General features: G+C 70.5%; 8 protein-coding genes and 1 pseudogene. 4 read left to right on the top strand and 5 right to left on the bottom strand.

Going from position 1 to position 11,408, the window contains the following annotated elements:
• Window positions 1-143 precede the first annotated feature (143 nt).
• Window positions 144-824, bottom strand: a complete 681-nt coding sequence (locus ACIBB8_RS08330) for an ABC transporter ATP-binding protein (RefSeq protein ID WP_398949688.1) — start codon at window positions 822-824, stop codon at window positions 144-146.
• Window positions 821-1,918, bottom strand: a complete 1,098-nt coding sequence (locus ACIBB8_RS08325; RefSeq protein ID WP_398949686.1) for an ABC transporter permease — start codon at window positions 1,916-1,918, stop codon at window positions 821-823. The genes ACIBB8_RS08330 and ACIBB8_RS08325 overlap by 4 nt, the downstream gene beginning before the upstream one ends.
• 111 nt (window positions 1,919-2,029) lie before the next feature.
• On the opposite strand from ACIBB8_RS08325, the gene ACIBB8_RS08320 reads away from it, so the two are divergent.
• Together ACIBB8_RS08320 and ACIBB8_RS08315 are read left to right on the top strand one after the other, a co-directional pair.
• Window positions 2,030-3,238 carry a sensor histidine kinase gene (locus ACIBB8_RS08320; RefSeq protein ID WP_398949684.1) on the top strand — a complete coding sequence of 403 codons (1,209 nt, stop codon included), beginning with the start codon at window positions 2,030-2,032 and terminating at the stop codon, window positions 3,236-3,238.
• Window positions 3,235-3,870 carry a response regulator gene (locus tag ACIBB8_RS08315; protein WP_398949682.1) on the top strand — a complete coding sequence of 212 codons (636 nt, stop codon included), beginning with the start codon at window positions 3,235-3,237 and terminating at the stop codon, window positions 3,868-3,870. Before ACIBB8_RS08320 ends, ACIBB8_RS08315 begins: the two co-directional genes overlap by 4 nt.
• A 67-nt stretch (window positions 3,871-3,937) precedes the next feature.
• Here ACIBB8_RS08315 and ACIBB8_RS08310 read toward each other — a convergent pair whose 3' ends face one another.
• On the bottom strand, window positions 3,938-4,240 hold the full coding sequence (locus ACIBB8_RS08310; protein ID WP_398949680.1) for a DUF5955 family protein: 303 nt from the start codon (window positions 4,238-4,240) through the stop codon (window positions 3,938-3,940).
• Window positions 4,241-4,454: 214 nt separating this feature from the next.
• On the opposite strand from ACIBB8_RS08310, the gene ACIBB8_RS08305 reads away from it, so the two are divergent.
• Both ACIBB8_RS08305 and aceB read left to right on the top strand, forming a co-directional pair.
• On the top strand, window positions 4,455-5,057 hold the full coding sequence (locus tag ACIBB8_RS08305; protein ID WP_398949678.1) for an NTP transferase domain-containing protein: 603 nt from the start codon (window positions 4,455-4,457) through the stop codon (window positions 5,055-5,057).
• A gap of 245 nt (window positions 5,058-5,302) precedes the next feature.
• Window positions 5,303-6,922 carry a malate synthase A gene (gene aceB, locus ACIBB8_RS08300; protein ID WP_398949676.1) on the top strand — a complete coding sequence of 540 codons (1,620 nt, stop codon included), beginning with the start codon at window positions 5,303-5,305 and terminating at the stop codon, window positions 6,920-6,922.
• 226 nt (window positions 6,923-7,148) lie between these two features.
• Here the strand turns inward: aceB and ACIBB8_RS08295 are convergent.
• Together ACIBB8_RS08295 and ACIBB8_RS08290 are read right to left on the bottom strand one after the other, a co-directional pair.
• Window positions 7,149-7,335 (bottom strand): annotated as a pseudogene (locus ACIBB8_RS08295) (ATP-binding protein); the annotation flags it as partial.
• A 274-nt stretch (window positions 7,336-7,609) separates the two neighbouring features.
• Window positions 7,610-11,080, bottom strand: a complete 3,471-nt coding sequence (locus ACIBB8_RS08290) for a DEAD/DEAH box helicase (protein WP_398949674.1) — start codon at window positions 11,078-11,080, stop codon at window positions 7,610-7,612.
• Window positions 11,081-11,408 lie beyond the last annotated feature (328 nt).

Here is an 11,408-nt window from a genome sequence, read left to right as displayed (position 1 = left end):
CCGTATTGGGCCTACCCCCCACCCGGCCGCTATGTTGCTGCCCCCCGGCCGGCCCACCCGCGGACCGCCCGGCTCACACCCCCCGGCCGCCGCGGGCCCCGCCGGGCTGGGACCCGGCGGGCACCGACATGTTCGTTCGGGGATCAGCTGAGCACCGCTTCCGTCAGCCGCCCGTCCTGCATCACCACCGTCCGGTCCGTCCGTTCCAGATGCGTCCGGTCGTGGGTGACCAGCACGGTCGCCGTCGATCGTTCCCGGGTCAGCGTGATCAGCAGGTCCAGCACCGCCGCGCCGCGCTCGTGGTCGAGAGCGCTCGTCGGCTCGTCGACCAGGAGTACCGCCGGATCGTTCATCAGCGCCCGCGCGATATTGATCCGCTGGCGCTGGCCGCCCGACAGCTGGTGCGGCCTGCGGTCCGCCTTGTCGGCCAGACCGACCGCGTCGAGGAGCTCCAGCGCCCGCCCGCGGGCGCCGCGGGTGTTACCGCCCGACAGATGCGTCATCACTTGAAGCTGTTCGGCGGCGGTCAGCGACGGCAGCAGGTTCGGCTGCTGGAAGACGATGCCGATGCGTTCGCGGCGCAGCGCCGCCTTCTCCGCGCGCCCGAGTCCCGCCGTCTCCCGACCTGCGATCACGACCCGCCCCTCGTCCGGCGTGACCAGCGTCGCCGCCACCGCGAGGAGGCTGGACTTGCCGGAGCCGGACGGTCCGACGACCGCGGTGAGCGAGCCCTCGGGAACGTCGAGCGAGACGTGGTCAAGGGCGGTGAGCCGGCCGTCGCCGTCGGGGTAGGTGAGGGTGACATCGGCCAGGGTGAGGGTCATCGGGCACTCCCGAGTGCGGTGAGCGGGTCGACGGCGGTGATCCGCCGGATGGACAGCGCCGCCCCGAGGGCGCCGAGGGTGATCATGACGGCGGCCGGAACGAGGACGGTCGCCGCGTCGAGGACGAACGGCACGGCCCCGCCGCTGACCACCGCGCCGATGCCCGAGGCGAGCGCGGTCCCCAGCCCCGTACCGATCGCGAGCATCACGACGGCCTGCCCGAGCGCGTCGCGCAGCAGGTACGGGGTGGAGGCGCCGAGCGCCTTGAGGACGGCGACGTCGCCGCTGCGCTGGATCGTCCAGACGGTGAAGAAGGCGCCGATCACCAGGGCCGAGATGGCGAACAGGAAGCCGCGCATCAGCTGGAGCGAACCGTTCTCGGCCTGGTAGGAGCCGATGGCGGTGAGCGAATCGCCGAGGGAGAGCGTACTGGTCCCGGCCGCCTTGTCACCGGCGGCAAGGTCGGCGCCACCGGTGGTGGTCAGGGCGATCACCGTGGCGTGCGGTGCGCCGCCCGTCCCGCTGTCCGCGAAGCGCTGCCAGTCGTCGAGCGAGGTCCACACGACCGGCGTATGGCTGTACGAGGCATCTCCCGCGACCGCCGCCACACGCACCTCGAGGCGGCCGAGTCGCACCCGGTCACCGGCGGCCGCGCCGAGCTCGTCGGCGGCCTGCTCGGAGAGCACGATCCGCCCCGGGCCGACGCGCGCCCCGCCGGCCGTCGGGGCAAGGCCCGAGTCCTGCTCGACACCGAACACCGACACGGCGGCCGTCCGCTTCCCCGGAACGGCGGCGGCGTTGAGCGTACGGATACCGAGGGGCTGCGCGGAACCGACGCCGGGCTGCTTCGCCCAGCTCCGCCACGCGCTCTCCTCGACGTTCGAGTTGGTGAAGGACACCGACTGGCCGTCGGGTGGGGCGGCGAACGCGAGGTGATCGGCGTTCAGCCCCGTGACGGCCGAGGTGTTCTCCCTGGCCAGGCCGGCCGTAAGACCGGACAACAAGCCCACGAGCAGCGTGATCAGCACCACGACCGTGCCCATGAGCGCGAACCGGCCCCTGGCGAACCGGAGATCTCTCCATGCGACGAACATGACTCCAGCCTCGGTCGGCCGGCCCTCGAAAACATCGCACGCCGGACGGGTCTGACATCAACCTTTCGATTGACTGGTCGCGGACGCCGCGCGTCTACGCTGGAACACATCATGAATTCGCGTTCGCACACCCCGGTCGCCGCCGCGCTGCGGTTCTGTCTGCACGCACTGCTGCTGGGACTGCTGGCGCTCTGCGCGGTGCCGGCCGTGAGCCACGGCACATCAAGCGCGCCCGCCGTCGTCACGCTCGCCTGCGTCATGGCCGCTGTCTACGCGGCGGGCGCGCTCGCCCCCGCAGTGCAGCCGCAGAACCGGGCGGCCGCCCTGTGGCTGTCGCTCCTCGGAGCGATCTGGCTCGCTCTCCTCGTCCTTTCGCCGGACGCCCTGTGGCTGGCCTTCCCGCTGTACTTCCTGCAACTGCATCTGCTGCCGATGCGCTGGGGTCTGCCCGCCGTCTTCATCACCGCGGCAGCTTCCATCGCCGGCTTTGTGGTGCACGGCGGGCCGGTCACGCCCGGCGCTTTCATCGGACCGCTGCTCGGTGCGGCGGTCGCGATCGCCACGGTCCTCGGGTACGACGCGTTGTTCCGGGAGAGCGAGCGGCGCCGCGAGCTGATCGAGGAGCTGGTCTCGACCCGGGCGGAGCTGGCCATGGCCGAGCGCACGGCGGGAACGCTCGCCGAACGCGAGCGGCTGGCCCGCGAGATCCACGACACACTCGCGCAGGGCCTGTCCAGCATTCAGCTGCTGCTGCGCGCCGCCGAGCGCACCCTTCCGCCGGACGCCCCCGCCACCGCGCATGTGCGCCGGGCCCGCGAAGCCGCGCAGGACAATCTCGCCGAGGCCCGCCGCTTCGTACGCGCCCTCACCCCGCCCGATCTGGAGAACGGTTCGCTCGCTGGCGCCCTCGAACGCCTCTGTGCGCGCACCACCGGACCGGATCTGGCCGTGCAGTTCGCGGTCAGCGGGACGCCGGTGGAGCTGCCGACGCCGTACGAAGTGGCGCTGCTCCGTACCGCCCAGTCGGCGCTGGCCAACACGGTGCAGCATGCCGGCGCCCGGCGTGCGGAGATCACGCTGAGCTTCATGGACACCTCGGTGTCGCTGGACGTCGTGGACGACGGCCGGGGCTTCTCGCCGGGCTCGCCCACGCTCACGGGGGCCACGGCGACCGGAGGTTTCGGTCTCCCCGCCATACGGTCCCGGGCCCGTTCACTCGGCGGCGCGCTGAGTGTCGAATCGGCCCCCGGCCAGGGCACCGCCCTGGCGCTCACCCTCCCCCTCCCGCTGTCCGGGCACGAAGAGAGGTCCGCCGCATGACCGCCACCCCCATCCGGCTGCTGCTCGCCGACGACCACCCGGTGGTGCGTGCGGGGCTGCGGGCCGTCCTCGACACCGAGCCGGACTTCCGCGTGGTCGCCGAGGCCGACACCGCCGAGCGGGCCGTGGCGCTCGCGGGGACCGGCGAGTTCGACGTCGTGCTGATGGACCTCCAGTTCGGGACGGGCCTGCACGGCTCGGAGGCCACCGCGGCGATCACCGCGGCGCCCGACGCGCCCCGGGTCCTGATCCTCACCACCTACGACACGGACGCCGACATCCTGGCGGCCGTGGAGGCGGGCGCGAGCGGCTACCTCCTCAAGGACGCCCCGCCCGAGGAGCTGGCGGCAGCGGTGCGCACCGCGGCGGCCGGCCGCTCGGCGCTCGCCCCGGCTGTCGCGCACCGGCTGATGGACCGCATGCGGACGCCCGCAGAGGCCCTGACCAAGCGCGAGCTGGAGGTGCTGCAACTGGTCGGTGAGGGACTGTCGAACCTGCAGATCAGCAAGGCGCTGTTCCTCAGCCAGGCGACGGTGAAGTCCCATCTGGTGCACATCTACGCCAAATTGGGCGTCGACTCCCGCACGTCGGCGGTCGCTGCGGCAACGGCGCGCCGCCTCATCCGCCGCTGACCCCCGGCCCGCGCTCTCCCCTCCCTTACGGCCTCCCCCACGACAGGGAGTGGGGGAGGCCGTTACGTCAGCGGCGTGGCGGCTCGCCGAAGAGATCCACGGCGACCCGCACGTCCCTGAGCGCGGATGCCAGTGCACTGACCGAGCCGACCGCCCCCGCGATCAGCAGCAGTGAGCGGCGCAGCCGCGGAATCTCGGGCACACCGGTGACGGCCATCGCGTCCAGGGCCGCCAGTTCCTCCTCAGCGATCTTGCGGTCGGGGAACTCCGCGGGATGCCCCGCCAGCTCACGGCGGAGCCGGGAGACGGCCGTACGCAACTCCCTCACCCTCGGGTCCTCGCCACTGCTGGTCACCCGTGTCTGCCCCATGCTTCGCAACAAAGCACTCCCCCTCGCACATCCTTGTGCCGGTGTTTCAACCATGTCCCGGACCGTGGTCAAGAGTCCGGGGGTGCGCAAGTTAACGCCATGAAAGGTGCCGTGCGCCACTCCAGGGACAGAATTCAGGGTAACCAGTAGGGGATGCGAGCCACGGGCCGGTTCGTGGAGGAATTCGCGGGCGTGGTGGGGTATTCAGGGCCTCATGGCTCATTCATCTCACCCCGTCATCGCAGGTCTGCTGCTCGCCGCAGGCGGTGGCCGACGGCTCGGCGGCCGGCCGAAGGCGTTGCTGGAACACCGCGGGCGGCCACTCGTCGAGCACGCCATACGCATGCTGCGGGAGGGCGGCTGCGACCCCGTCCATGTGGTGCTCGGCGCCGCAGCGGACGAAGTGCGGGCGCGGGCGGACCTCTCGGGATGTGCGGTGACCGTCAACCCGCAATGGCCGGAAGGCATGGGTTCCTCACTGCGGGCGGGGCTCGGCGCGCTCTCCGGTACGGAGGCGGACGCGGCGCTCGTCCTCCTGGTCGACCAGCCGGGCATCGGTGCGCAGGCGGTGTCCCGGGTCCGGTCGGCGTACCGCTCCCGGATGACGCTGGCGGCAGCCTCGTACGACGGGGAGCGCGGCCATCCGGTGCTGTTCGGTGCCGACCGGTGGGCGGACATCGCGGCGGGTGCCGTGGGCGACCAGGGCGCGCGTGCGTACCTGCGGGCGCACCACGATGCGATCACCCTCGTCGAATGTTCCGATGTGGCGGAGGCGTACGACATCGACACCGCGGAGGACCTGAGGCACCTCGACTGAACGGGCCGTGCGCGCACCGGCACGCTGCGCCGCCCCCACCTCACTTGTGTCGACCCGGAGAATCTCGACATCAACAAACGATTGAACTTCCACTATGAGGAAACTACTATCCACTGATCAGAAGCGCTCTGTACCCCAGTCGGCGCCCACGGCCGTATCCCGGAGCCCTGGCACGCCGTGCCATTGAGGCGACCCGGCGGCCGCGAAGGCACCGCCCGCACCGCCCGCTGAAGGAGTGACAGCTCATGTCCGCACCAGCGCCGTCCCCGCTGGCCATCGTCGATGCCGAGCCCCTGCCCCGGCAGGATGAGGTCCTGACCGACGCGGCCCTCGCGTTCGTGGCCGAGCTGCACCGGCAGTTCACGCCCCGCCGTGACGAGCTGCTCGCCCGCCGCGCCGAGCGCCGCGCCGAGATCGCCCGTACGTCCACGCTGGACTTCCTGCCCGAAACGGCGGCGATCCGTGCGGACGACTCCTGGAAGGTCGCCCCGGCCCCGGCCGCGCTGAACGACCGCCGGGTGGAGATCACCGGTCCGACCGACCGCAAGATGACCATCAACGCCCTGAACTCGGGCGCCAAGGTCTGGCTCGCCGACTTCGAGGACGCGTCCGCCCCCACGTGGGAGAACGTCATCCTCGGCCAGCTCAATCTGATCGACGCCTACGAGCGCCGCATCGACTTCACGGACCCCAAGTCCGGCAAGTCGTACGCCCTGGGGCCCGCCGACACGCTCGCCACGGTCGTCACCCGCCCCCGCGGCTGGCACCTGAACGAGCGTCATCTCCAGCTCGAGGGCACCCCCGTGCCGGGCGCGCTGGTCGACTTCGGCCTGTACTTCTTCCACAACGCCCAGCGCCTCATCGACCTCGGCAAGGGCCCCTACTTCTACCTCCCGAAGACGGAGTCGCATCTGGAGGCCCGCCTCTGGAACGATATCTTCGTCTTCGCCCAGGACTACGTCGGTATCCCGCAGGGCACGGTCCGCGCGACTGTCCTGATCGAGACGATCACCGCCGCGTACGAGATGGAGGAGATCCTCTACGAACTCCGCGACCACGCCTCCGGGCTGAACGCGGGCCGCTGGGACTACCTCTTCTCCATCGTCAAGAACTTCCGTGACGGCGGCTCGAAGTTCGTCCTGCCGGACCGCAACGCGGTGACGATGACCGCCCCGTTCATGCGCGCGTACACGGAACTCCTCGTCCGCACCTGTCACAAGCGCGGTGCGCACGCGATCGGCGGCATGGCCGCATTCATTCCGTCCCGCCGTGACGCCGAGGTCAACAAGGTCGCCTTCGAGAAGGTCAAGGCCGACAAGGACCGCGAGGCGAACGACGGCTTCGACGGCTCCTGGGTCGCCCACCCGGACCTCGTCCCGATCGCCATGGCCTCCTTCGATGCGGTCCTCGGCGAGAAGCCGAACCAGAAGGACCGTCTGCGCGAGGACGTCTCCGTGGCGCCGGGCGACCTGATCGCCATCGGCAGCCTGGACGCCAAGCCCACGTACGACGGCCTGCTGGGCGCCGTCGCCGTCGGCATCCGCTACATCGAGGCGTGGCTGCGCGGCATGGGCGCCGTCGCCATCTTCAACCTGATGGAGGACGCCGCCACCGCGGAGATCTCCCGATCGCAGATCTGGCAGTGGATCAACGCGGACGTGGTCTTCGAGAACGGCGAGCACGCCACGGCGGACCTGGCCCGCAAGGTCGCCGCCGAGGAACTCGCTGCGATCCGCGAGGAGATCGGCGAGGAGGCATTCAACTCCGGCAAGTGGCAGCAGGCCCACGACCTGCTTCTCCACGTGTCGCTGGACCAGGACTACGCGGACTTCCTGACGCTGCCGGCGTATGAGCAGCTGGTCTGAGCCGCTCCGACTCCGTAGAGCTTTCCGCCCCCGGTACCGCACAGCACCGGGGGCGGAGCGCTGCCGCCCGGTCACAGGCAGCAACTCCGCAAAGGTTGCGTCGACCCGACGAGGTGGCATCAGGAACCGCTTGCCCCTCAGCAGTCGTTGTGTTCGGCAATGACTTCCTGGAGCCTCGTCGCGGTCGTCGACAGCCCGGACGAGACGAGTCTCGCGGCACAGCTGATGAGCCTCACGTGGAAGTCGCGTCCGGACACGTGGCCATGACGGATGGCGTTCGCTGCCAGCTCGGCGGCGATCAGGGTAAGGGCCTCGTTGGGAAGGGAGCCATAGGGGTGACCCCACTCGTCGAGCCGGTACGAGACGAGGCGCCGGGCAAGCCTGGCGCCGCGTGGGGTGGAGGTGAACTACATGGCGAACTCGCGTACAGCTGACGCCGGTTGCTGGATCCGCACCTCTGAGGTAATCGCTCGGCTCATGACGAAGACAATCTCGGCCACGGCATACCCTTGACCAGGGCAGACGCGCGGACGGGAACGGGCTGTACGCACCGGCGTGCGGGCTGTACACGGCACGGAGCCTGACGGACTCGGCTCGGAGGGGCCGCGACGGCTGCCCCGGGTGCGGATGGATCCGGAGCGTTCAAAGCGCTGCACAAGGGCACGTAGGCGTGGGACGCGCCCGCGCCTATCGGCAGCGACACCCTTCGGCCAGCGCCGTCGGGGCGAGTTCCCGCATGGCCGCCTGCTCGGCTTCCGAGATGCATGGCAGCTGACGTGCGAGTACGTCGAAGTGCTGGTGCCCACGCCATGCGTCGTGGTCACCCACGACGAAAAGCCGCCGACGAGCGCGGCTCACCGCGACGTTCAGCAGGTTCGGGGCGGATGCCGCCCAGGCTCGCGGGCCTGCTGTGTCCCCGCCCGCACCGAGGACCAGCAGCACCACGTCGGCTTCCTTCCCCTGCGTCGTATGCACGGTGCCCACCCTGTCGCGCGGGACAACGTGGCACAGTTCGCAACGGAGCCCGGCCACGACGTCCCGGAACGGGCTGATGACGAAGAGCTCACGCTTCGGGTCAAGGCCCTGGTCGACCAGCCGGTGCACGATGACGTTCGCGCAATCCCCCTCGTCCGGCACCCACTTGCCCTGCGGTGCCCGCCCTCCGCTCACCGGCCACCACACACCGCGCCGGGCCACCGCGTAATCGTCGTCCCGGTGCACCCCGTGCACCATCAGCCCGTCGTAGGCGATCTCGTTACTGATCGCGAACATCGGGTCGTCGCAGCGCCGGTGCACTCTCAGGGGCGACCCCACCCAGACCCGGTCGTCCTCTGAACCCTGGGGTGCCGGAAGCCACGTGCCGTAGCTGTTCAGCCGGTCCGCGACACGCTGCGCCGACGTGCGGGACGGTTCCCACTCCTCAGCCACACCGAAGGTACGGCGAAGCGCCTGCTGCCCCGTGTGCGGCAGCGTGACCACCGGCTCCAGTTGCAGCGGATCGCCCACGATGACCCCTCTGCGCGCCCGCCACAGCGCGCCCACCGGCATCTGCGCGGTCGCCTGGCCGGCCTCGTCGATCAGCATCCAGCCCAGCGACTGGGGCCCCAGACCAGTGAACATCCGGTCCAGTGAGGCGAATGTGGTGGAGACGACTGGCAGAGCGAGGAAGAGGCTCTGCCACGCCGCCAGCACCACCTCCGGCTTCAGGGTCTTGGGAGCGTCGCCGCAGAGGACGTCCATCGCAGCGTCAAGATTCTTGCGCATCCGGTCGGCCGCGCCTTCGATGAACGCACGGTGCAGATCCATCGCGGCGAGAAAGAGTCGGGTGCGGGCCCGGGTGAACTCCGGATCGGACCAGGGCGAGGAGAGCTCCCGCGCATCCTCCGCTGTTCGCTCGCCGCGCTCCTCTTGGCCCGGAATGCAGTTGCCCCAGCGCTCAATGGCTGCCCCCAAGGTTGCCAGGAGTTGTGCGTGGCGTCTTTCCGCCGCATCGAGCGCCCTCCCGGCTTCGTCCAGGACGCCTCTGCGGGCCGCTTCGGCCCGGTCGTACGTGGCGGCCGTCTGCGTGTGTTCCTCGTACGCGGCCCGAGCTGTCTGCTCCGCTTCGGCCAGCAGCTGGTCCTCCGTCTGCCAGTCGCGCTGCGCCGCGCCGAGTGTGAAGATGCCCGCGGTCAGGCCGGGACGGTGCCGACGGTGCTCCGCCCTTCGGCCCGCAGGGCCTGCGAGGTCACTCTGTGCCCTGCCGCGAGCCGCACGGGCCTCCGCGGCCGGTTGCCGAAGTGCCTCCAAGTCCTGCTCGGCGCTGAGAACCGCCTCCTGGGCAGTGGTGACGGCCGCATGCGAACCGCTGAAGTCCAGGAGCGCCTCATACGCTCGCTGACGCTCGTCCCTCAAGGCCCGCACCGTCTGCCGCGCGTCCCGGAAGCGGGCCACGGACTCCCGCCACGCCGCCAGGTCGCCGGCGCGTGACGCCGCCGCCTTCAGGAGGTCCCGCATGCCTTCGCCACGCTCGGCCCGCTCCTCGCGCGGAGGTCCGAACCAGTACCTGTTCCGGAAATCCGAACGGTTCCCCTTGTTGCCGAGCTTTGCGGCGAGGGTTCCCCACGCCGGCACGCCGTCGAGAACAAGTCGTCCCTGTTCCGGGAAGAAGGACGCTTCCTCCCGCCACTCGTCGGCGACGGATTCGAGCGCAGGGATCTCGTTGGAGACGTTCTCGACAGCACCGTTGTTGGCCGACGCGATCACCATCTCGTAACCCGCCAGCTCCGGTTTAAGCGACGCGACAGACCGCTGGTAGGTGCCGGTGCTCCAGCGGTGCGCCTGGCCGGTGAACGCGTCTTCGGGCCGCCGGAGTTCGGACAGTCGCTCTGCCCGCATGACCAGCACGGAGGCGATGAGGTCCCGCAACTGTGTGGTCTTACCCGTACCGGGCGGGCCGTTCACCGCGTACAGGCCGTCGGTGTCGGTGAGCTGCTCCACGATCCGGTTCACTGCGAACTGCTGGCTCAGCACCAGCGGGTGCTCCGTCTTTGCAGGCCATCGCCCGAGCGGGAAATGGGCCGGCTGAACGCCGTCGAGTACCGCTCCGGGTTCGTGCTTGAGGTCGATGCGCGCACGTCCGCGCAGCGCGGTCGAAGCGGTCAGGTAGTCCCGTAGCGCGGGCCCCGGATCGTCCTTGGTGAGGCTACCCGCGACGAGGCCGAGGTCCGTCGCGATGAAGCTGTTCAGGAAGTCCGACCCGCCCGACCGGCCGGCCTTCCGCCGGGACACAGATCTGCACTGGACCCGAATCGTCTCCGGCCGCAGGTCGTCGGCGACGCCGAACTGTTCTGCGACCCAGCGGGTGACGGCCGACAGGTCACGCACAGTCAGCGGCTTCTCCCCGAGCCGGGGCGGAGCCTCGTCGTCGTCCCCCGCATCGACTGGTTTGCCCTCGTCCAACGGGCTGTCGTCCAGCGCCCCCTCGTCCTCGCGCCTGGCGGAGCGCCTGGCACCGCCGTCGGCCACTGCATCGACGGCACCGGAGAGGGCACCGACCGCCACGTCACCGAGCACCGGTCCGAGCACAGCGTTCAAGGCGCCGCCGACCGCGCCGACCGTGATCTCGCACAGCAACCCTGCGAAGGGCCGCTGCCGCCGCCCTGGCACCGTGTCCGCGATCGTCACCTTGCCGTCGCCGACGCCCAGCACAACACTTTCGCACTCGTCGGCTTCTGCCTCGAAACCGTCGAGCCAGCCTTGGGCCTCCGGGCCGGGCTTACGGCTGCGCCCCACCGCCCAGGCGCACGCGGAGAAGGTGATGGAGTCCTGGACCAGCAGCCCCTCGTCCGTGACCTCGAAGGCCAGCAGGGCACTGCCACCGTCCACCCGGCCGTCGTGGTCCTCCTCGCTGCTGCCGAAGACGTCAAGCAGGACATCGCGGACGGACGCGACCGGGTACACGCCGCAGTAGACGGTGTGCTGCCTGACCATGTTCCGGCCCGGGTTCCGCCGCCGTACGGGATGTCCCTCTTCCCACGGCAGAGGACGCCCGGATTCCACGGGATACATGCCTTTCGGCGGCGAGGTCTTCTCCACCTTCTGCGGGCTGAACATCTCCACCGCGCGCCAGTAGCGCACGATGTCCGCCCTGCGCCGTCGCTCACTGCTCGCCGCCATACGGCCCGCCCCCTCGTTCCGGTCCGCCAGGAACGATCACCCTAGCCAGCTCTGTGCGCGGTGCGGAGGGGGCCTTGGCCCGTATACGACGTCGGGGCGGTGTCCGCTGCACCGCAGGCGGCGAACGGGGAGCCGGACGACCGTCAGGAATCAAGCTGGACCAGGCATTGCTTCGAGTCCTCGGGGCTGGCCCCTGAATGTGCAAGGCGCCCTGGATGGCCTGGATTACGTGCTCGTCGTGGGACGAGTTGCGCGATGCGCACTTCACCCACCTCGCCGGGCGGCCGCGGGGTGCGCACGTCTGGGGGAACTGCGCGGTTCATCCAGA

The organism is Streptomyces sp. NPDC051286, from assembly GCF_044455345.1.
Classification (GTDB): Bacteria; Actinomycetota; Actinomycetes; order Streptomycetales; family Streptomycetaceae; genus Streptomyces.
The sequence above is the reverse complement of the archived record's forward strand: the minus strand, read 5'-3'. Positions and strand labels throughout refer to the sequence as shown.

Coding starts and splice junctions, on each gene's coding strand:
- ACIBB8_RS08330 (WP_398949688.1), bottom strand. CDS start 824: ATGACCCTCACCCTGGCCGATGTCACCCTCACCTACCCCGACGGCGAC.
- ACIBB8_RS08325 (WP_398949686.1), bottom strand. CDS start 1,918: ATGTTCGTCGCATGGAGAGATCTCCGGTTCGCCAGGGGCCGGTTCGCG.
- ACIBB8_RS08320 (WP_398949684.1), top strand. CDS start 2,030: ATGAATTCGCGTTCGCACACCCCGGTCGCCGCCGCGCTGCGGTTCTGT.
- ACIBB8_RS08315 (WP_398949682.1), top strand. CDS start 3,235: ATGACCGCCACCCCCATCCGGCTGCTGCTCGCCGACGACCACCCGGTG.
- ACIBB8_RS08310 (WP_398949680.1), bottom strand. CDS start 4,240: ATGGGGCAGACACGGGTGACCAGCAGTGGCGAGGACCCGAGGGTGAGG.
- ACIBB8_RS08305 (WP_398949678.1), top strand. CDS start 4,455: ATGGCTCATTCATCTCACCCCGTCATCGCAGGTCTGCTGCTCGCCGCA.
- aceB (WP_398949676.1), top strand. CDS start 5,303: ATGTCCGCACCAGCGCCGTCCCCGCTGGCCATCGTCGATGCCGAGCCC.
- ACIBB8_RS08290 (WP_398949674.1), bottom strand. CDS start 11,080: ATGGCGGCGAGCAGTGAGCGACGGCGCAGGGCGGACATCGTGCGCTAC.